Genomic DNA, 20,088 nt, shown 5'->3' with positions numbered 1-20,088 from the left:
AGTAGGCGCCCCGACAGCCCCACCCCTCGTCCAGGAAATCCACGCGATGGAACATCGTGAGTCGCTCCTTGCACTGCGCCAGTATCTCTCCAGCCAGATCCTCGGCCAGGAAAAGCTCATCGAGCGACTGCTCATCGCCCTGATCGCCGACGGCCATCTGCTGGTGGAAGGCGCGCCGGGCCTGGCCAAGACCAAGGCGATCAAGGACCTGGCCGAAGGCCTGGAAGCCGAATTCCACCGCATCCAGTTCACCCCGGACCTGCTCCCGGCCGACATCACCGGCACCGAGATCTATCGTCCGGAGAACGGCAGCTTCGTGTTCCAGCAGGGGCCGATCTTCCACCATCTGGTGCTGGCCGACGAAATCAACCGCGCCCCGGCCAAGGTGCAGTCCGCCCTGCTCGAAGCCATGGCCGAGCGCCAGGTCAGCGTGGGCCGCAGCACCTATGACCTGCCGCCGCTGTTCCTGGTGATGGCGACGCAGAACCCCATCGAGCAGGAGGGCACCTACCCGCTGCCCGAGGCCCAGCTCGACCGCTTCCTCATGCACGTGAAGATCGGCTACCCGGAAGCCTCCGTGGAGCGCCGCATCCTCCAGCAGGCCCGTGGCGAAGCGCTGAACGGCGAGACCAAGCCGGAGCGCCGGGTCACCCAGGAAGCCATCTTCGCCGCTCGCCACGAAATCCTCGGCCTGTACATGGCCGACGCCGTGGAGGAGTACCTGGTGCAACTGATCATGGCCACGCGCACCCCGGCCAAGTACGACGCCGAACTGGCCGAGTGGCTGTCCTATGGCGCCAGCCCACGCGGCTCCATCGCCCTGGACCGTTGCGCGCGCGCCCATGCCTGGCTGGCCGGGCGCGACTTCGTCAGTCCCGAGGACATCCAGGCGATGCTCTTCGACGTGCTGCGCCATCGCCTGATCCTCACCTTCGAGGCGGAAGCCGCCGGGATCGACCAGGACCGAGTGGTCCAGCGCATCCTCGACGTGGTCGCCGTCGCCTGACATGCACAATGTCCTGGCGCCCGGCGTGGCCGTCTCGCTCGGCGAGCTGATCGAGATCCGTCACCGCCTGCGCGAAGTCCAGCTGTTTTCCACGCCCTCACGGCGCAGCCCGTTGATCGGCCTTCACCACTCGCGCCTGCGCGGACGTGGCGTGGACTTCGACCAGGTGCGCGTCTACCAGGCCGGCGACGACGTGCGCACGATCGACTGGCGCGTTACCGCGCGCACGCAGGAGCCGCACACCAAGCTGTTCCATGAAGAACGCGAGCGCCCGGTCTACGTGCTGGTGGAACAGAGCGCACGGATGTTCTTCGGCTCCGGGCAAGCCTTCAAGTCCGTGCTCGCCGCCCGCGCCGCCGCCTTCGTCGGCTGGGCTGCGCTGGCGCACAACGACCGCATTGGCGGGCTGGTCTTCACTGACAGCGAATGCCACGAAATCAAGCCGCGGCGCAGCAAGCAGAGCCTGCTGCAGCTGTTCAACCTGATCGTGCGCGCCAATAACGCCCTGCTCGCCGGCTCCAACCTCAGCCACAGCGGTGACGGCTTCGGCATGGCCCTGCGGCGTGCCCGTGAAGTACTGCGCCCCGGCAGCCTGATCATGGTGATGTGCGACGAGCGCGCGCTCAGTGACGTGGCCGAACAACAGCTGTCCCTGCTGGCACGCCACACTGACCTGGTCATGCTGCCGGTATCCGACCCGCTCGACCACGCCCTGCCCGCCGCCGGGCTGTTGAGATTCGCCGAAGGCCAGGCGCAGCTGGAACTGGACACCCACATCGACGAACAGCGCCTGGCCTACCGTGCCCTCGGCGAAGCCCGCTGCGAACGCTGGCAGCGCCTCGCCCTGCGCCTGGGCGTTCCGCTGCTGCCACTGACCACCCAGGAAGAACTGGTGGAGCAGCTGCGCAACCTGCTGGAACAGCACCAACCGGGATACGCCAAATGAATCCCCTCGACCAGCTGCAACCGCTGATCGAACCGGCCGCAGTACCCTGGTGGCCGCCGGCGCCAGGCTGGTGGCTGCTCGCCGCACTGATGCCACTGCTGCTCTGGCTGCTGTGGCGAAACCGCCAGCGCTGGCTGCCCAGGCGCAAGGCAAAAGTCGTCGCAGAGGCTCCGTTGGACCCGTTGCGCGAAGCCGCGCTGGAAGAGCTCAAACGCCTGCCGCGCCCCTACGATCGCGCACCGGCCGGCCCCTGGCTGCAATCGCTCAACGGTCTGCTCAAACGCCTGTCCCGCGCCCGCTGGCCGGAGAGCCACAGCCACACCCTGAGCGGTCGCGCCTGGCTCGCCTTCCTCGACACCCGTTGCCCGGCCGCCGGCCTGACCCGCTGGATGATCCTAGTGGAAGGCGGCTACCGCGCCGAGTGCAAGCTGGACGACAAGGCCATTGACGGCCTCGCCGCCGCAGTGGAGACCTGGGTGCGCAAGCATGTTTGAGTTCGCCTGGCTGTGGATCTTCCTGCTCGCCCCGCTGCCCTGGGTGATGCGCTTCATCCTGCCGCCGGCCGACAACGGCGAGGCGGCGATCAAGGTCAGTTTCCTCAAGGAACTCGAAGGCCTCGCCGGCCGCCGTGCCCGCGCACGCCTGCCGGCATGGCGCCAGCAGGCCCCCTTCGCACTGCTCTGGCTCTGCTTGCTGCTGGCCGCTGCGCGTCCGCAATGGGTTGGCGAGCCGCTACCGATCCCGGCCACTGGCCGCGACCTGCTGGTGGCGGTGGATGTCTCAGGCTCCATGGATTACGCCGACATGACGTGGGACGGCGCAGAGGTCAGCCGCCTGCACGCCGTGCAGAAACTGTTCGGTGATTTCATCGAAGGTCGCCGGGGTGACCGTGTCGGGCTGATCCTGTTCGGCACCCGCGCCTACCTGCAGGCGCCGCTGACCTTCGACCGCCACACCGTGCGCATCTGGCTGGACGAGGCGCTGATCGGCATCGCCGGCAAGGACACCGCCCTGGGCGACGCCATTGGCCTGGCGGTCAAGCGCCTGCGCCAGCGCCCGGCCGAGAGCCGCGTACTGGTGCTGATCACCGACGGCGCCAACACCGCCGGCGAGATTTCCCCACAAACCGCTGCCAAGCTCGCCGCCGAAGAACAGGTGAAGGTCTACACCATCGGCATCGGCGCCGATCCCAAGCAGGGCGGCGTCGCCGGGCTGTTCGGCCTCAATCCGGGGCTGGACCTGGACGAGCCGGCCCTCAAGGCCATCGCCGAAAGCACCGGCGGGGAGTACTTCCGCGCGCGCAACGGCGAGGAGCTGCAGCGCATCTCCGACAGCCTCGATCAACTGGAGCCGGTGGAGCAGAAGCCGACCCAGGCGCGCCCGGCCATTGCGCTGTACCGCTGGCCACTGCTGCTGGCCCTGCTGATCAGCGCGGCGCTGGTCGTCGGCACCCTGTGGCCGCCCGAAGACTGGCGCTGGCCGGCCTGGATGGCGCGCCTGCAGAAGGAGCGCCGACCATGAGCCACCTCTGGCCGCACCTGCTGCACCCGCTGTGGCTGATCCTGCTGCTGCCGCTCGGCTGGCTGCTGTGGAAGCTCTGGCATCGCGAGCGCCGAGCCGGCCGCTGGCAATTGCTGCTGCCCCAGGCCTTCCATCCGTGGTTGCTGTCCGGCGGCAACGGTCGCCATGAGCGCCGCCCGTGGATCTACCTCGGTATTGCCTGGCTGCTGGCCGTGCTCGCGCTGCTTGGCCCGAGCTGGGAGCAGGTTGAACAACCGACCCTGGAGCGCAGCGACCCGCTGGTGGTGGTGCTGGAACTCACTCCGCAGATGCTCGCCACCGACCTCAAGCCGACCCGTCTGGAGCAGGCCCGGCACAAACTGCTCGACCTGCTGCAGAGCCGCAGCGACGCACAGACCGCCATCGTCGTCTACGCCGGCAGCGCCCACACGCTGGTGCCGCTGTCCAATGACCTGGGCACCGCGCGCAACCTGCTCGACGCCCTCAAACCGTCGATCATGCCCGAACCAGGGGAGCGCGCCGACCTTGCCGTGGCCCAGGCGCGCCGTCTGCTGGACAACGGCGCTGAGGGCAACGGCCGAATCCTGCTGATCACCAGCGCACTGGACGCCCGCGAGCGCCAGGGCATCCGCCAGGCGCTCAAAGGCAAGGGCAAGGATCTGCTGCTGCTCGCCGTCGGCACCCCTGGCGGCGCGCCCATCGCCCAGGAAGACGGGACCTTCCTCAAGGATGACCAGGGCAACATCCTGGTGCCGCGCCTCGACGAAGGCTCGCTGCGCGCGTTCGCCACCGACATGGGCGGACGCTTCCAGCGCCTGCGCGCCAGCAGCAGCGACCTGCGTTCGCTCGGTCTGCTGGACAGCACCCAGGGCCTGCAGGTGAGCGAAGAGGATGCCCTGCTGCGCCTGCAACGCTGGGCCGACCAGGGCTACTGGCTGCTGTTGCCGTTACTGCTGCTGGCTGCCTGTGCCGGCCGTCGCGGCTGGTTGTTCAGCCTCCCGCTGTTGCTGCCGCTGCTGTGGGCGCCGCCGCAGGATGCCAATGCCTTCGAGTTCAGCGACCTCTGGCTGCGGCCGGACCAGCAGGGCCAGCGTCTGCTCGACGCCGCGCGCCCTGCCGAAGCTGCCGAGCGTTTCGACGATTTCCGCTGGAAAGGCCTGGCGTTGTATCGCGCCGGCGACTATGTCGACGCCGCCCAGGCCTTCGCCCAGGGCGACGCGGCAGCCGATCACTACAACCGCGGCAATGCCCTGGCAAAACAGAACGAACTGGAAGCGGCCATCGACGCCTACGATCAGGCACTGGAGCGCGACCCCGAGCTGGACGTCGCCAAGCGCAACAAGGCGTTGCTCGAAGACCTGCTGCGCCAGCGCAAGGAGAACCCCGCTGGCGACGGTACCGACCAGCCACCGCAGCAGAACCAGGAACCCGCCCAGAGCAGCGATCCCCAGGCCGCCAAGCCGCAGGACCAGCAGCACGAGGAAGAGCACTCGTCCGAGCGCGACTCGCAGCCAGCACCGGCGGCGAAGAATCCTTCGCAGGAAGCCGACCGTCCCTCCGCCAGCCAGAGCGACAAGCCCGGCGAGAACACCCGCGAAGAACAGGAAACCAACCCGGAAGATGCCGGTCCACTGGGAGACGAGCGCCGTCAGGCCCTGGAACAGTGGCTGCGGCAGATTCCCGACGATCCGTCCGAGCTGTTGCGCCGCAAGTTCTGGTACCAGCAACAGCAGCAGCGCCAGGAACCCAACCCATGAAAAGGCTGATTTGCCTGACCCTGCTCTGCCTCGCCGCCTTCCGCGCCGAGGCCAGCTTCACCGCCAGCGTCGACCGTGCGCGCCTGACGGCCGGCGAGAGCGTCGAACTGACGCTGGAGTCCGACGACCCCACGCTGTTCGGCAAACCCGACCTGAAACCGCTGGACGATCAGTTCGTGGTGCTCGGCACTCGCCAGGTCAACCGCCTCACCACACTCAACGGCAAGGCCCAGGCCACCACGCGCTGGATCATCACCCTGCAGCCGCGCAACGAAGGCAAGGTGGAAATCCCCCCGATCCATCTAGGCGGCAACGCCAGCGAACCGATCAGCCTCGACGTGCTCAAGGCCGAAGACAGCGCAGAAGGCCAGAAGCTCGCCCCGGTGTTCATCGACGCCAGCGTCGACCGCGAGGAAAGCTGGGTGCAGGCCCAGGTGATCCTCACCCTTCGCATCTACCACTCGGTATCGCTGTACGACGACAGCAGCCTCAGCCCGTTGCGCATGAACGACGCCCGCGTCGAACAATTGGGCGAACCGCGTACCTACGAGAAGGACATCAACGGCGTTCGCCACGGCGTGATCGAAGTGCGCTACGCGATCTTCCCGCAGAAGAGCGGCGACCTGGAGATACCCGGCCAGACCTTCAAGGCCACCCAGGTGGCCCAGCGCCGCAACAGCGATGACCTCAACCCGTTCGGCCCGCAGCCAGGCAAGCAGGTGCTGGTCACCTCACCGAGCATCCCGCTGCAGATCGATCCCAAGCCCGCCGACTATCCGAAGGACGCACCCTGGCTGCCCGCCCGCTCGCTCAGCCTGACCGAGACCTGGAGCCCGCAGCCGGAGGAAGCCAAGGCCGGCGAGGCGCTGACCCGCAACATCATGCTGCGCGTGGAGGGCCTTTCCGGCGCCCAGCTACCACCATTGCCGATCCCTCTTCCCGAAGGCCTGCGCCACTACCCGGACCAGCCGCAACTGGCCAACGAAAGCAGTGACCAGGGCATGATCGGCAGTCGCGAGGAACGCGAGGCTCTGATCGCCGACAAGGCCGGCCCCGTGGAGCTTCCGCCGGTGGAAATCGTCTGGTGGAACACCCAGGAGCGCCGCGTCGAGCGCACCAGCCTGCCGGCGCGCACGCTGCAGGTCGCCGCCAACTCGCAATTGGAAGAGCACGCCGAGCCTCCTGCCGCCCCCGGCGAAACGGTCATCAGCGATGCGCTGCTGTGGCCCTGGCAACTCGCCTGCGCGCTGCTCAGCCTGACCACCCTGCTCGGCTTCGGCCTGTGGTGGCGTGCCCGCAGCCAGCCGGCTGTGATCCGTGTGGCGCAAGCGGGGCCGAGTACCCGCACGCTGCTCGACGAACTGCGCCGCGCCTGCCAGGCCAACGACTCCCATGCCACCCGCCAGGCGCTGGATGCCTGGGCCCGCCAGCAGCCGGAAACCCTGGCCGACATGGCGGCGCGCTTCGTGCCCTTGTCAGACGCGCTGGACGGCCTCAACGGTGCGCTCTACAGCGACAGCGAGGGCGGTCGCAACTGGCAGGGCGAAGACCTCTGGCGCGCCATTCGCACCCTGCCCGGTGCCGATCCGGATGCACCGCCGGCAGCGGAAGCCAGCAGCCTGCCGCCGCTCTATCCACGTTGACAGCTATGCTGGTTGCATCTCCGCCAGAGGTGCCTCCATGTCCGCCCAACGGCTGATTCCGGCGCTGGCCGCCGGCCTGCTGCTGATTTCCAATGCGCTGTCTGCGGCCGACATCCTGCCGCCAACCCAGCCACTACAGGGTCCCGGCGGATCGAACTACGCCCACGCCGACGTGCGTCAGTGGCACTTCACCACCGAAGGCAACGAATACTGGGTCTTCACCCCGGACCGGCCCGTACCGTCCAGCGCTCCCATCGTGGTCTTCACCCACGGCTGGAGCGTCATGCAACCCGACCTCTACCGCGCCTGGATCGAGCACATCGTCCGACGCGGCGCCATCCTCATCTACCCGCGCTACCAGGCGACGCTGAAGACGCCGGCGGCGGAGTTCCTGCCCAATGCGGCCGACTCCGTGCGCCGCGCCCTCGCCGATCTGCAGGCGGGCAAGCTGGAGGTGAGGCCAGAACTGGAGCACGTCGCCTATGTCGGCCATTCGGCGGGTGGGCTGATCGCCAGCGGCTTGGCAGCCTCCTGGCAACGGCTGGGTGTACCGAGGCCTCGGGCGCTGATGGCGGTTGAGCCGGGCAAGAGCAGCGGCCCGCGCTGGCGGCAGGTGCCGTTGGAGCCGCTGGCGAACATTCCCGCCGGCACCTTGCTGCTGGCTGTGTGTGGTGACGAGGACGAACGCGCCGGCTGCGATGACGCGCGACGCATCTACGGAGAAAGTACCCAGATCGCGCCGCGCGACAAGGACCTGCTCCTGCTGCGCAGTGACCGCCACGGCAGCCCGCCTCTGCTGGCCAACCACGCGGCTCCGACCGCGCCGCGCTTCGATCCGCGCTACCCGCCCAGCGACTCTTCCAGCTGGCTGCTCAATCGCGTGCAGGAACGAGTGAAGCAGCGGCTCAAGCAGGGGCAGCCCTCGGCGCACAACGCGCTGGCGACCGATGCGATGGACTGGTTCGGACCGTGGAAGCTGTTCGACGCGCTGTGCGATGCAGCCTTCCATGGCCAGGACCGCGATTACGCCCTGGGCGGCGGGCCGGCGCAGCTGTCCATGGGTCGCTGGAGCGACGGAACGCCAGTGAAGGCGATCCTGCGCTTGTCCACGCCAGCGCCCTGAGAATCCGTCGCCGGTCCAGGTTCGCGAGCAAGCTCGCTCCTACAGAGCCGCGCCGGTGCGTTTTTGTAGGAGCGAGCTTGCTCGCGAACAGTCTCAGCTGCCGCTGCTCTCCATCGCCGCGCCCTTGAACACATCGTCCAGCGGCACCTGGTAGCCAATGGCGAGTCGGTTGGTCTCGTTGGCCATGGCCACCACCGCCATCAACTCGCCGAGCATGCTGTCGTCCATCCCGGCCTTGCGCGCCGCCGCACCGTGGGAGCCGATGCAGTAGTTGCAGTTGTTGGTGACGCTGACGGCGACGTAGATCAGCTCCTTCATCAACGGGTCGAGCTGTCCCGGCCCCATGACTTCCTTGAGGCTTTCCCAGGTGCGCTTCAGGGTCTGCGGGTGGTTGGCCAGAGCCTTCCAGAAGTTGTTCACCCAGTCGATCTTGCGGGTCGCCATGATGTCCTCATAGACGGCACGGACTTCAGGGCTGGCTTCGGCGTACTCGATGAGCTGGAAGGACATGGGGTCTCCTAACGAAAGGGAATAAGAAAAGCAGAATTCAGAATTGGATGACGGAACGGGCGATGGAGAAAGATAAGGCGCTTTCTCCCATCCCCGTCAAGGAATCAGACCCATGCAACGCCTTCCCGCCCTGCTCTTCGCCGCTGCCTTGTTGCCTGCCGCGAGCCAGGCCGCCCAGCCCGGCCTGTGGGACACCTACGCCAGCCTCAAGCAGCATGACTGGGTCGACCTGACCCACTCATTCGACAGCAACACGCCGCACTGGAAAGGCTTCGAGCCGATGGGTCGCAAGACGCTCTATACCGTGGACAAGGACGGTTTCCAGGTGGAGTTGTACAGCCACGTTGGCCAATGGGGTACCCACGTCGACCCGCCGGTGCACTTCCACAAGGGCCTGCGCAGCGTCGACCAGTTGGAGGTGAAGGAGCAGTTCCTGCCACTGGTGGTGTTCGACATCCACGAGCAGGTGGCGAAGAACCCGGACTACGTGCTCACCCTCGTCGATGTGAAGGCCTGGGAGGCCAAGCACGGGGCAGTACCGGAAGGCTCCTTCGCAGCGTTGCGCACCGACTGGTCGCAGCGCTGGCCGGACCAGGCGAAGATGCAGAACCAGGACGCCAAGGGCGTGGCGCACTATCCGGGTTGGAGCAAGGAAGCGCTGGTGTACCTCTACGAGACGCGCAAGATCACCGCCTCCGGCCACGAGACCACCGACACCGATCCGGGCATCGCCACCAGCAAGGACGATTACTCGCTGGAGTCCTACATCCTGGGCACCAACCACTACCAGATCGAACTGCTCGCCAACCTCGACAAGGTGCCCGAAGCCGGCGCGCTGGCGGTGGTGAGCTTCCCGAAGATAGCCGAAGGCACCGGCTTCCCGGCGCGGGTGTTTGCGATCCTGCCTTAAGCCAGAACGGCGGCAGAACCTGTAGGAGCGAGCTTGCTCGCGAACCAGGCTCCTGCGCGATGCTGTTCGCGAGCAAGCTCGCTCCTACGAAGAGCATAAAAAAACGCGGCCCGAGGGCCGCGTTTTTTATGGCTTGAGCGTCGATCAGTGAACCAGGATCGAAGCCTTCTTCTGACGCACCTTCTCCGGATTGATCAGGAAGCGCGCCAGTGCCGGCAGCAGCCACAGCGCACCGAACATGTTCCAGAGGAGCATGAAGGTCAGCATCAGGCCCATGTCGGCCTGGAACTTGATCGCCGAGAAGATCCAGGTGGCGACGCCGATGGCCAGGCACAGGCCGGTGAACAGCACCGCTTTACCCGTGGACTTCAGGGTCTCGTAGTAGGCCTCCTGCAGGGACAGGCCCTGGCGCAGGAAGGACTCCAGGCGGGTGTAGATGTAGATGCCGTAGTCCACGCCGATCCCCACGCCCAGTGCGATCACCGGCAGGGTCGCCACTTTCACGCCGATACCCAGGGTGGCCATCAGCGCGTTGCCCAGCACCGAGGTGAGGATCAGCGGCAGCACGATGCACAGGGTCGCGGCGAAGGAGCGGAAGGTGATCAGGCACATCAGCGCGACGCAGATGTACACCAGGATCAGGATGGTCAGTTCCGAGTGCTTGATCACGTCGTTGGTGGCGGCCTCGATACCGGCGTTACCAGCGGCGAGCTTGAACTTCAGGTCATCCTTCTCGTTGGCCTTGGCGAAGTCCTGCACGACCGCCACCGCGCGGTCGAGGGTCTCGGCCTTGTGGTCGTTGAGGAACACCAGCAGGGGCGCCAGCGAGCAGTTGCTGTTGAACAGGCCTTCGGCGCGGCTGATGGAGTTGTTCAGCACGTCCTGGTTGCGCGACAGCGACTCCCACTTCAGGTTGCCTTCGTTCATGCCCTTGATCATCTGCTTGGAGACAGTGACCAGGGAGATGGCCGACTGCACGCCCTGGGTGTTCTCCAGGCGCCAGGCCAGCTCGTCGATGGCGGACAGGGTCTTGTGGGTGGAGCAGCCTTCGGCTTCGGACGCCACCATCACCACCAGCACGTCGGAGCTGGTCGAGTAGTTGCGGATGATGAAGTCGTTGTCCAGGTTGTAGCGCGAGTCCGGACGCAGTTCCGGCGCGCCCTGGTCGAGGTCGCCGATCTTCAGGTGATGGCCCTGCCACAGGCCGCCGGCGAACATCGCCAGGGCGATGACCACGGAGATCGGCGCCACGGACGGGCTGGCGAAGTTGGACAGGGCACGCCAGAAGGGATGGTCGCGCACGGCGTCTTCCTTGCTGCGCTGCACTGCCTTCTTGCTGATGCCGATGTAGGAGATCGCAACCGGCAGCAGGATCAGGTTGGTGAACACGATCACCGCCACGCCGATGGAGGCGCCGATGGCCAGTTCGCGGATCACGCCGATGTCGATCACCAGCAGGGTGATGAAGCCGACGGCGTCCGCGAGGATCGCGATCATGCCCGGCAGGAACAGCTGGCGGAAGGTGCGGCGGGCGGCCAGCAGCGGGGTCTCCGCGTCACTGGACTGCAGGGCGATACCGTTGATCTTCTGCACGCCGTGGGAAATACCGATGGCGAAGATGAGGAACGGCACCAGCATCGAGTACGGGTCCAGCCCAAAGCCGATGATGTGCAGCAGGCCCAGCTGCCAGATCACCGCCACCAGGGTGGTGGACAGCACGGCGATGGTGGAGCGCACGCACTTGGTGAACCACAGCAGCAGCACCAGGGTGATGACGAAGCAGATGCCGAAGAAGCCGACCACCATCAGCAGGCCGTCGATCAGGTCACCGACCTTCTTGGCGAAGCCGGTGATGTGGATCTTCACGTTGGGGTTCTGCAGCTGGTACTTGTCGCGGATCTTCTCTTCCAGCTCATGGGAGAACTGGCGGTAGTCCAGCTTCATCAGCTTGCCCTGGTCCTTCGGGTCCGGGTAGACCTCCAGCAGCGGCACGTCGACGATGCTCGACTTGAAGTTGTTGGCCACCAGGCGGCCGATCTGGCCGGACTTGAGCACGTTGTTGCGCAGCAGGTCCAGGGCCTTGGCGGAACCGTCGTAGGTCTGCGGGATCACTTCGCCTCCGGCGAAGCCTTCCTCGGTCACCTCGGTCCAGCGCACGCTCGGGCTCCACAGCGACTTCATGCCGGAGCGGTCGACGCCGGGGATGTAGAACACCTCGTCATGGATCTGCCGCAGCGTCTCCATGTACTCCTTGGTGAAGATGTCGCCATTCACCGCTTCCACCGAGATGCGCACGGTGTTGCCGAGGTTGGCCAGGTCGTTGCGGTGCTCCAGCATGTTCTGGATGAACGGGTGCTGCAGCGGGATCATCTTCTCGAAGCTGGTGGATGGGCGCACCTGCGTAGCCGACCAGCCGAGGAAAATGGTCACCAGCAGGCACGCGATGATCACGAACGGCCGGTGGGTGAAGATGATGCGTTCCAGGAAAGTCGCCTTGTCCTGTTGATGCTTGTTCAGAGCGTTCATTGCGGCTCCCCGGCTTATTGTTGTTCTGTCAGCTCGGCGCCGGTCGCCGTAGCCAGGTGGATACCGCCCTGGCCGACCAGGACCAGGTTGCCATTGCCGGCCGCGCTCACGCCCGCAAGGGACAGGCGGTCCGGACGGTTGACGACACTGAAGCTCACGCCGTCGTCCTTGCTCTCCAGCACGCTGCCGCCATGGCCGACGACGACGATGGTGCCGTCATCCAGCAGGCTGCCTTCAGAGAGGCCGAACTCCAGCTCGCCGCCATTGGCGGTGGGCAGGCTGACCTGCTGCCAGGTGTCGCCGAAATCGGTGGAGCGGAACAGGTGGCCGCGCAGGCCATAGGCCAGGACGGTGCCGGCGTGGGTGGTACCGGTGGCGCCGAACAGCGAGCCTTCATAAGGGCCCTGGAGTTTTTCCCAGGTCTCGCCCCAGTCCTTGGAGCGGAACATGCTGCCTGCTTCGCCGACCACGAACAGGCCGGAATCCTTCACCGCCGTGATGGCGTTGAGGTGGAACTGGTCTTCGTTGTCCAGGCGGTCGCTGACGTCTTCCCAGCTCTTGCCGCCGTCGGTGGTTTCCAGCAGCGCGCCATAAGCGCCCACGGCCACGCCGTGGTTCTCGTCCTGGAACCAGATGTCCAGCAGCGGCGCTTCGCGCTTGAGGTCCTCGAACTGGCGCACCCAGGTAGTGCCGCCATCGGTGGTGGCCAGGACCTGGGCATCATGGCCGACGGCCCAGCCTTTCTTGTCGTTGACGAAGAACACCGAAGTCAGCAGCTGGCGGGTCGGCACGGTGGCCTGGGTCCAGCTCTTGCCTGCGTCGTCGGAATAGAGGATGTGCCCGTGATCCCCCACCGCGACCAGGCGCTTGCCGGCATGGGCGATGCTCAGCAGCAGGCTGCTGGAAGCCTTGGCGGAAATGATCGAGTTGGCATCGCTGGCGGCGTCCGTTGCGGCAACGGCATGCAGCGGAGCCAGGGACATCATCAGGAAGGAAAACGCGCCGAGCAGGGAAACCGACTTGCGCGACATCGGGAAGGAGCTTCGCACTCCCGATATGGGCTGCTCGCTCGAAGTGCGCCACAGGGGCTCACGCATATGCCTTTACCTCTTTTTCTTATGCAGGCGGTATGTAGTTTGGAGCTATATAGCCAGCCTTTTCCGGGGCTGACAATTGACGGCACGTTATCTTTTGTTAAGCCCCAGCCGCCTCACTCGAAAGGATGACTGCGTTTTGCCATCTCAGCCGAAAGGCGCGCGGCCGCGGGCTTCCAGCGGGTTGTGCGGTAACACTTTTGCTCCCTCGAGGTTTTGCCCGGGCAATGAAAAGCCCCGCCGAGGCGGGGCTCTTTTCGTAGGAGCGAGCTTGCTCGCAAATGTGTCAGCCGGCAGCAACGGTGCTGGGCGGGTTCGCGAGCAAGCTCGCTCCTACACGCCTACGGCGAACTCAGCGGGTGCCGCGGCGACGCAGTGCGGACGGGCTGAAGTAGGAGTCGTCCGGTACAGCCTGGCCGAAGTCGATGGTGCTCGGCTCTTCGTTGTCCAGGTTCTGTACGTGGTAACGACGGGCCTGCAGGTCGTGGAAGGTATCCAGAGCGGTCCAGGTGGTGGGCAGCTCGTAGTAGTTCTTCAGGTAGGCCAGCGATACACGCCACAGCTCGCCGCGACCGTCGTACTGGTCGACTTCGGCGGCGCCCCAGCTGTCCTCGTCCAGGAACAGCACGCGCTTGGAATAGATGTGGCGCGAGCCCGGCTTCAGGGTGCCTTCGACGACCCACACGCGGTGCAGTTCGTAGCGGGTGTATTTCGGGTTCAGGTGGTTCGGGGTCAGCAGATCCTTGTACTTAACCTCAGGGCTGGAGACCTTGTAGTTGTTGTACGGGATGTACATTTCCTTCTTGCCGATCAGCTTCCAGTCGTAGCGGTCCGGCGAGCCGTTGAACATGTCGGTGTCGTCGGCGGTACGCAGGCCGTCGGCGGCAGCGATCGGGGTGTCGTAGGCCAGGTTCGGCGCGCGGCGCACACGGCGCTGACCGGCGTTGTAGCCCCAGGCCTGACGCGGCTCCTTCACCTGATCGAGGGTCTCGTGGACCAGTGCGGCACCACCGGCCAGGCGAGCCGGGCTCTTGGTGAACGACAGGTAGTAGAACAGCAGGTTGTTCAGGTCCGAGAAGCTCTTGCCCTGGATGTAGTACTTGAACAGCGCCTCCTGCTGCGAGGTCACCAGCGAGTAGTCACCATTGCGCTGCACGGCCACTTCGGACGCGCGACGCACGATGTAGGTGCCGCGGTAGCGGGCGATGTGGTTCCACACCGCTTCCACGCCGTTCTGCGGGATCGGGAACGGAATGCCGCCAAAGGCATCGACGAAACCGTTGCCGCCCTCGGCCAGCTTGGCGCTGGTGGCGTTCTTCAGGGTGTTGTCATACACCCACTGCGGTGCCGAACCACTGCGGCGGCTCGGGTACACCGGCATCTGGAAGGTGTCCGGGTAGGTGGCGAACAGCGCCAGGGTGCCCGGGGTCAGGTTGGCCTTGTACTGGTCCAGGTTCGCCTTGGTAATGGTGTACAGCGGCTTGTCGGCGGCGAACGGGTCGATGTGGTGCTGGCCCGGCTTGTAGCCGGCCGGTGCCTGGGTGATGCCACCGGTCCAGGCCGGGATGGTGCCGGCGGCGTTGCCGGCCTTTTCCGCGCCCAGCGGGGTCAGGCTCGACTGCAGCTTGGCCGCATCCTGCGGGGAAACCGCCGCCAGGGCGCTGCCGGCGGACAGGGCCAGAGCCACGGCAGCGCCGACCAGGGTACGCATGTTGCGCATGTTGCTTCTCCGTGAGGGGCGTGCGGCAGGCACTTCTGAAGCCCGCCGCACACTTGTCGTTATCAGAAGGAGTACTTGACGTTGAAGCCGACGTTGTCGCGGTCGCGGCTGGCGTTGTTCTGCCCGGCGCCGTAGAACTCGGTGTACTGCAGCTCGGCCTCCAGGGCGTTCAGGTAGGTAGCCTTGACGCCGAGAGTGTAGGCCTTGCGGCCTTCGATGAAGTTGCCGGTCTGGTAGGAGTTGCCTTCGAAGTCGTCCTTGTAGACGGCGTAGGGCGAGATGTTCACGCCGGCGAAGACGTCGTTCCAGGTGCCCGACAGCAGCAGGGTGTAGCCGTAGGCGTTCTTGTTCACCTGATCGTCGCGGTCGTAGCCGGAGATGTAGGCGCCGTTGCCACGGCCGGAGTAGTAGCGGGTACTGCCGTCATACGCGGTGTACTGCAGGTCGCTGCCGCGCAGGTGTTCGGAGGCCAGTTCCGCCACGCCCATCAGCGAGTCGAAGGACAGCGACGGGCCGAAGTTGTAGATGGTGCCCAACGAGGTGTTGAAGGCCTCGACGCGCTCGTAGTTGTGGATCTGGTCGCGAATCGAGACGTCACCGCCACCGATGTTCACGGTCTTGCCGCTGGCCAGCGCCGGGGCCTGCACCAGCAGATCGCCGAGCAGGTCGTTGGTGGTGGCGATGCCGATCGGCAGGTTCGGGCGGTAGGCCAGCTCACCGAACACCGAGGCGTCGCCCACGGTGGTGTTGAAGCTGAAGCCGTACATGCGGATGTTCTCGACGTACTCGCGGCGGGCGTTGACCTGGTTGGCCACGTCCACGGAGGTCGCACCATTGACCAGGCTCAGCACCTGGCCGGCCAGGGCGTTGCCGCTGCCGGCCGCCGAGACCAGCTGGTCGTAGGAGGTGAAGCCGCCGACGCCGGCGAGCTGATCGAGATCCACGCCAGCGTAGTCGCTGTTCAGGTCGGCGTAGATGGTCGGTTCCTTCGAGTGGTAGTTCACGAAGTAGAAGCCGAACTCGGTGGAGTTCAGTTCTTCGGCCACGTAGTGGAAGGCCACGCCGAACTGACCATCGTTCTTGGCGTTGATGTCCTTGCCGACGTTGGCAACCTTGAACACACCGTTGGAGTCCAGGTACTGGGTACCCTGCAGGCCGCCCACATGGGCTGCGGACAGCTGCGGGTAGAGGCTCTGGAACAGCGGGTTGGAGAGCGCGCCCACGGTGGTGTAGGCGGTGTTGCCACCATCGGCGAACAGATCGGTCTCGGAGAAGAAGGTGCCGACCGGGTCGATGCGGGTCTCTTTCCAGTTCCACTGGTAGAAGGCGTCCATCGACAGGTTGTCGGTCAAACCGATGTTGAAGCTTGCAGCTTCCACCGGCATCAACACTTCCTTCAGCTCGGAGCCCGGCAGGCGGAACTTGGCGGCGTCCACCGGGTTGGTGGTGTTCACGCCACCACGGTAGAAGATGCCCTCCCCCCAGTTGAACACCTGGCGGCCCAGGCGTGCGGTCAGCGGGTGGTCGGCCACGTCCCAGTTGCCGTAGACGTAGGCATCGAGGATCTCGGCGCGATTGCCGGCGGCATCGCGGGTCTCGCTGGTGAAGCGATCGCTGTTGGGGTAGGTCTGGCTCGGCTGCGCCGGATGGTTGTTGTCGTAGTAGTCGTTGCGCTTGTCCATGATCTGGGTGTCATAGAAAGCCGAGCCACGGACGAACAGACCGTAGTTCTTGTAGGTCGCTTCCAGGTCGGAAGTGATCTTGTACACCTCGGAAACCAGGCCAGTGTCGAAGTTACGGTTGCCGTCGTTGCCGTTGATGTCGTTGTTGGTCTTGTCCTGGCCCTGCACGCGCCAAAGGGCGCCGTAGGACACGGTGCTGTCCAGCGAGCCGGTGACTTCGTTGTCGAGGAAGCTGAACTCGACCGCCGTTGCCTGGGCAGACATCAGCAGAGGCAGGATGCCGGCCAGGGCGAAACCGGCACGAGCAGGCGCATAACGCAAGACGGGCTTGCGAACTGGGATTTCCATTAGGACTCACTCCATGGACTGATCATTCTTTAGCGGCGCCGCCAGTGCGCGGTACGCCTTGTCAGCCGTTATTCCACGGCCTTGTTGTCGTCGATCTGAAGGAAACTCCCCCAAGGTGCTCGACACGCCTCCCGTCCCAATGGACGGGCAAAGGCTAAGCGGGGTCCGTCGGTGCAACCCCAGTGCCAACAGCACCGATGTATCGGATTCTGCTTACAAAAAATAAAGAATCTGCGCGCTACTTTTTGTGACTGGTCGTTCACTGATCAAATCAGGTGGCCGATTGCGCCATTTACCACCCCTGATGGCGCAATCTGCCCCTGAAGGTGCGACGCAGACACATCGGCGTTTTTCGCCCAATACCACAAAGCGATAAGAATGATATCGGTTAATTTCGATAGGTAACAAAAAGGTGTTACCAACAAAAGTTGGTAACACCTTTTCGACAGGACATTGCGCCCCTGGGACGGGGCGCGGCGGGTGTGTTACGCGAGACTCTTGCTGACCACTTCGTATACATCGCTGGACAGCTCGCCGGACGCCAGGATGCGTTCCAGCTCGGCCTTCATCTGCGCCTGGCGCGCCGGTGCGTACTTGCGCCAGCGGGTCAGCGGGGTCAGCAGGCGCGAGGCGATCTGCGGGTTGAGTGCGTTGAGGGTGATGATCTGGTCAGCCAGGAAACGGTAGCCGGCACCGTCCGCGCGATGGAAGTTCACGGCGTTCTGGTTGGCGAAGGCGCCGATCAGGGCGCGGATCTTGTTCGGGTTCTTCAGGGTGAAGGCCGGATGACTCATCAGCGCCTGCACGCGCTCCAGCCCGCCCGGCAGGGTACAGCCGGCCTGGACGCTGAACCACTGGTCCATCACCAGCGGGTCTTCCTTGAAGTAGTCGGCGAACATTGCCAGCGCCTCGGCCTTCGCACTGTCGAAGGACCCGCTTTGGGATGAAGAGTTGACCAGCACCGCGAGTGCAGTCAGGCGCTCGGTCATGTTGTCGCAATCCTTGTACTGCTCCTGGCAGGCGGCGAGCACTTCAGCCTTGCCGCTCTGCATCAGGTAGGACAGGGAAATGTTCTGCAGGCTGCGACGGGCTATGTGCGAAGCCTCAGCGACGTAGGCAGTCTCGCGGGACTGCTTGCGGTTGGCCTGGTAACGCTCCCACAGCTGCTCGTGCAGCGCTGCACCGATCTGCTGGCGGGCGAATTCGCGGGCCACGTGGATCGCCTCGACATCAGCCACTTCGCTGATCTCGGCGAGATACGCCTCGCTGGGCAGCGAGAGCATCTCGGCAACCATGGCCTGGTCCAGACCGGTATCCAGCAGCAGGGTACGGAAAGCGGTGATCAGACGCTCATCCAGGACAAGCTTCTCGCCACGCTGGTGCTGGCCGATCAGCTCCTGCAGGACCTGCACGGACAGCTGCTGGCCGGCTTCCCAGCGGTTGAAACCGTCCTCGTCGTGCTGCATGAGGAACATCAGCTGGTCGCGGTCGTAGGGGAAGCTCAGCTTCACCGGCGCGGAGAATCCACGCAGCAGCGACGGCAGCGGCTTATCGGCAAGACCGACGAAAGTGAAGGACTGCTCGGCCTCGGTGACCTGCAGTACACGGTCGCTGCCGTGGGCGTGCTCTTCGCCCTGCAGGCGCAGCGACAAGGCGTTGCCGAGCTTGTCGATCAGGCCCATCTGCACCGGAATGACGAAAGGCTGCTTCTCGCTCTGCCCCGGCGTGGCCGGGCAGCTCTGGCGGAAGGTCAGGGTGTAGCTCTGCGCGGCAGCGTCGTAGCTCTCCTCGACCGCCAGGCGCGGGGTGCCGGACTGGCTGTACCAGCGCTTGAACTGGGTGAGGTCGACGCCGTTGGCGTCTTCCATGGCCTTGACGAAGTCGTCGCAGGTCACGGCCTGGCCGTCATGGCGCTCGAAGTACAGGTCGGTGCCCTTGCGGAAGCCGTCGGCGCCCAGCAGGGTGTGGATCATGCGCACCACTTCCGACCCCTTCTCGTAGACGGTCAGGGTGTAGAAGTTGGAAATCTCGATGAAGGAGTCCGGGCGCACCGGGTGCGCCATGGGGCCCGCGTCCTCGGCGAACTGGTTGGTACGCAGGAAGGCCACGTCCTCGACGCGCTTGACGGTGCGCGAGTTCATGTCGGCGGAGAACTCGCTGTCTCGGAACACGGTGAAGCCTTCCTTGAGCGACAGCTGGAACCAGTCGCGGCAGGTCACGCGGTTACCCGACCAGTTGTGGAAGTACTCATGCGCCACTACGCCTTCGACGCGCTGGTGCGCGGCGTCGGTGGCGGTCTCGGCCTTGGCCAGCACGCAGCTGGAGTTGAAGATGTTGAGGCCCTTGTTCTCCATGGCACCCATGTTGAAGTCGTTGACCGCGACGATCATGAAGATGTCCAGGTCGTACTCGCGGCCGTAGACCTTCTCGTCCCAGCGCATCGAGTTCTTCAGGCTGTCCATGGCGTGCTGGACCTTGTCGATGTTCTCCGGCTCGACATAGATGCGCAGGGTGACTTCGCGCTCGCTCATGGTGGTGAACTGGTCTTCCACGCACCAGAGGTCACCGGCAACGAGGGCGAACAGGTAGGCCGGCTTCTTGAACGGGTCCTGCCAGGTCGCCCAGTGGCGGCCGCCCTCTTCCGAACCGCTGGCCACCGGGTTGCCGTTGGACAGAAGCACCGGGTACTGGTGCTGCTCGGCCGACAGCGTGGTGGTGAAGCTGCTCATCACGTCCGGGCGGTCGAGGTAGTAAGTGATCTTGCGGAAGCCTTCGGCCTCGCACTGGGTGCAGAACATCTTGCCGGACTTGTACAGGCCTTCCAGCGCGGTGTTGCTTTCCGGGTGGATGCGCACGGTGCTGTCGACGGTGAAGGTCTTCGCCGTCGGTTGCAGCGTCAGGTGGTTCTCATCGAGCTGGTACTGGCCGGCTTCAAGGGCCTGGTCATCCAGCGCCACCGACAGCAGCTCCAGCTGTTGGCCGTCGAGCACCAGCGGCGGCAGACCATCGCCGCGCTCCGGGTTGCGGCGCATCACCAGCTGGGCGTGGACCAAGGTGTGGTCCTCGTACAGCTCGAAGGTCAGGTTGGTCTCGTCGATCAGGTACTCGGGCGCCTGATAATCCTTGAGGTAGATGACTTTCGGTTGCTCGGTACGCATGGCTTTTGGCCCCTTGGAAGGCGGCAGGCGGAATCGGCCGGCCGGAGGAATCTGGTACTGACTCTAGCGATCTGGAACGCAGCGGGCGAGTCGGGGACGCATCTATCCCTAGATGCGTGCCACGAACCAGAAATTCAATGCGGA

14 protein-coding genes are annotated in these 20,088 nt (G+C 65.1%); 8 read left to right on the top strand and 6 right to left on the bottom strand.

Features of this window, described 5'->3' with window-relative positions; translation table 11 throughout:
• Positions 1-46: 46 nt before the first annotated feature.
• The 7 genes from FAS41_RS24030 to FAS41_RS24000 are packed head-to-tail and all read left to right on the top strand — an operon-like array spanning position 47 to position 7,996.
• Positions 47-1,006: an AAA family ATPase gene (locus FAS41_RS24030; protein ID WP_038803712.1), complete on the top strand. Its 960-nt coding sequence runs from the start codon at positions 47-49 to the stop codon at positions 1,004-1,006.
• 1 nt (position 1,007) lies between these two features.
• Positions 1,008-1,952 carry a DUF58 domain-containing protein gene (locus FAS41_RS24025; RefSeq protein WP_138525892.1) on the top strand — a complete coding sequence of 315 codons (945 nt, stop codon included), beginning with the start codon at positions 1,008-1,010 and terminating at the stop codon, positions 1,950-1,952.
• Positions 1,949-2,446, top strand: coding sequence for a DUF4381 domain-containing protein (locus FAS41_RS24020; protein ID WP_138525891.1), 498 nt, complete (start codon positions 1,949-1,951; stop codon positions 2,444-2,446). Before FAS41_RS24025 ends, FAS41_RS24020 begins: the two co-directional genes overlap by 4 nt.
• Positions 2,439-3,473, top strand: coding sequence for a vWA domain-containing protein (locus FAS41_RS24015; protein WP_138525890.1), 1,035 nt, complete (start codon positions 2,439-2,441; stop codon positions 3,471-3,473). Before FAS41_RS24020 ends, FAS41_RS24015 begins: the two co-directional genes overlap by 8 nt.
• Positions 3,470-5,230, top strand: a complete 1,761-nt coding sequence (locus FAS41_RS24010; RefSeq protein ID WP_138525889.1) for a VWA domain-containing protein — start codon at positions 3,470-3,472, stop codon at positions 5,228-5,230. The genes FAS41_RS24015 and FAS41_RS24010 overlap by 4 nt, the downstream gene beginning before the upstream one ends.
• Positions 5,227-6,873: a BatD family protein gene (locus tag FAS41_RS24005; RefSeq protein ID WP_138525888.1), complete on the top strand. Its 1,647-nt coding sequence runs from the start codon at positions 5,227-5,229 to the stop codon at positions 6,871-6,873. The genes FAS41_RS24010 and FAS41_RS24005 overlap by 4 nt, the downstream gene beginning before the upstream one ends.
• Positions 6,874-6,910: 37 nt before the next feature.
• Entirely contained in the window at positions 6,911-7,996 is a 1,086-nt protein-coding gene (locus FAS41_RS24000) for an alpha/beta hydrolase fold domain-containing protein (protein WP_138525887.1), read from the top strand.
• A gap of 93 nt (positions 7,997-8,089) precedes the next feature.
• On the opposite strand, the gene FAS41_RS23995 is transcribed toward FAS41_RS24000, so the two are convergent.
• Positions 8,090-8,506, bottom strand: a complete 417-nt coding sequence (locus tag FAS41_RS23995; RefSeq protein ID WP_138525886.1) for a carboxymuconolactone decarboxylase family protein — start codon at positions 8,504-8,506, stop codon at positions 8,090-8,092.
• A 112-nt stretch (positions 8,507-8,618) separates the two neighbouring features.
• On the opposite strand from FAS41_RS23995, the gene FAS41_RS23990 reads away from it, so the two are divergent.
• On the top strand, positions 8,619-9,416 hold the full coding sequence (locus tag FAS41_RS23990; RefSeq protein WP_138525885.1) for a cyclase family protein: 798 nt from the start codon (positions 8,619-8,621) through the stop codon (positions 9,414-9,416).
• 144 nt (positions 9,417-9,560) lie between these two features.
• Here the strand turns inward: FAS41_RS23990 and FAS41_RS23985 are convergent, their stop codons facing one another.
• The 5 genes from FAS41_RS23985 to pepN form a co-directional block, all read right to left on the bottom strand.
• Entirely contained in the window at positions 9,561-11,942 is a 2,382-nt protein-coding gene (locus FAS41_RS23985) for an efflux RND transporter permease subunit (protein WP_138525884.1), read from the bottom strand.
• Between the two features lie 14 nt (positions 11,943-11,956).
• Positions 11,957-12,973 (bottom strand): WD40/YVTN/BNR-like repeat-containing protein, encoded by a 1,017-nt coding sequence (locus FAS41_RS23980; protein ID WP_425049017.1) that lies wholly within the window; start codon positions 12,971-12,973, stop codon positions 11,957-11,959.
• Between the two features lie 415 nt (positions 12,974-13,388).
• On the bottom strand, positions 13,389-14,756 hold the full coding sequence (locus FAS41_RS23975; RefSeq protein WP_138525882.1) for a DUF1329 domain-containing protein: 1,368 nt from the start codon (positions 14,754-14,756) through the stop codon (positions 13,389-13,391).
• Positions 14,757-14,818: 62 nt separating this feature from the next.
• Positions 14,819-16,786 carry a DUF1302 domain-containing protein gene (locus tag FAS41_RS23970; RefSeq protein ID WP_138525881.1) on the bottom strand — a complete coding sequence of 656 codons (1,968 nt, stop codon included), beginning with the start codon at positions 16,784-16,786 and terminating at the stop codon, positions 14,819-14,821.
• Positions 16,787-17,271: 485 nt separating this feature from the next.
• Positions 17,272-19,944, bottom strand: a complete 2,673-nt coding sequence (pepN, locus tag FAS41_RS23965) for an aminopeptidase N (RefSeq protein WP_138525880.1) — start codon at positions 19,942-19,944, stop codon at positions 17,272-17,274.
• Between the last annotated feature and the right edge of the window lie 144 nt (positions 19,945-20,088).

It is taken from the genome of Pseudomonas nicosulfuronedens (genome assembly GCF_005877905.1).
GTDB lineage: Bacteria > Pseudomonadota > Gammaproteobacteria > Pseudomonadales > Pseudomonadaceae > Pseudomonas > Pseudomonas nicosulfuronedens.
Note: the sequence above shows the minus strand (reverse complement) of the source record. Positions and strands in the feature narration are given on the sequence as shown.

Excerpts from the sequence above, each read along its gene's own strand:
- FAS41_RS23970 (WP_138525881.1), bottom strand. The coding sequence starts at position 16,786 with ATGGAAATCCCAGTTCGCAAGCCCGTCTTGCGTTATGCGCCTGCTCGT.
- FAS41_RS23975 (WP_138525882.1), bottom strand. The coding sequence starts at position 14,756 with ATGCGCAACATGCGTACCCTGGTCGGCGCTGCCGTGGCTCTGGCCCTG.
- FAS41_RS23990 (WP_138525885.1), top strand. The coding sequence starts at position 8,619 with ATGCAACGCCTTCCCGCCCTGCTCTTCGCCGCTGCCTTGTTGCCTGCC.
- FAS41_RS24015 (WP_138525890.1), top strand. The coding sequence starts at position 2,439 with ATGTTTGAGTTCGCCTGGCTGTGGATCTTCCTGCTCGCCCCGCTGCCC.
- FAS41_RS24025 (WP_138525892.1), top strand. The coding sequence starts at position 1,008 with ATGCACAATGTCCTGGCGCCCGGCGTGGCCGTCTCGCTCGGCGAGCTG.
- FAS41_RS23995 (WP_138525886.1), bottom strand. The coding sequence starts at position 8,506 with ATGTCCTTCCAGCTCATCGAGTACGCCGAAGCCAGCCCTGAAGTCCGT.
- FAS41_RS24020 (WP_138525891.1), top strand. The coding sequence starts at position 1,949 with ATGAATCCCCTCGACCAGCTGCAACCGCTGATCGAACCGGCCGCAGTA.
- pepN (WP_138525880.1), bottom strand. The coding sequence starts at position 19,944 with ATGCGTACCGAGCAACCGAAAGTCATCTACCTCAAGGATTATCAGGCG.
- FAS41_RS24000 (WP_138525887.1), top strand. The coding sequence starts at position 6,911 with ATGTCCGCCCAACGGCTGATTCCGGCGCTGGCCGCCGGCCTGCTGCTG.
- FAS41_RS23980 (WP_425049017.1), bottom strand. The coding sequence starts at position 12,973 with ATGTCGCGCAAGTCGGTTTCCCTGCTCGGCGCGTTTTCCTTCCTGATG.
- FAS41_RS23985 (WP_138525884.1), bottom strand. The coding sequence starts at position 11,942 with ATGAACGCTCTGAACAAGCATCAACAGGACAAGGCGACTTTCCTGGAA.
- FAS41_RS24005 (WP_138525888.1), top strand. The coding sequence starts at position 5,227 with ATGAAAAGGCTGATTTGCCTGACCCTGCTCTGCCTCGCCGCCTTCCGC.
- FAS41_RS24010 (WP_138525889.1), top strand. The coding sequence starts at position 3,470 with ATGAGCCACCTCTGGCCGCACCTGCTGCACCCGCTGTGGCTGATCCTG.
- FAS41_RS24030 (WP_038803712.1), top strand. The coding sequence starts at position 47 with ATGGAACATCGTGAGTCGCTCCTTGCACTGCGCCAGTATCTCTCCAGC.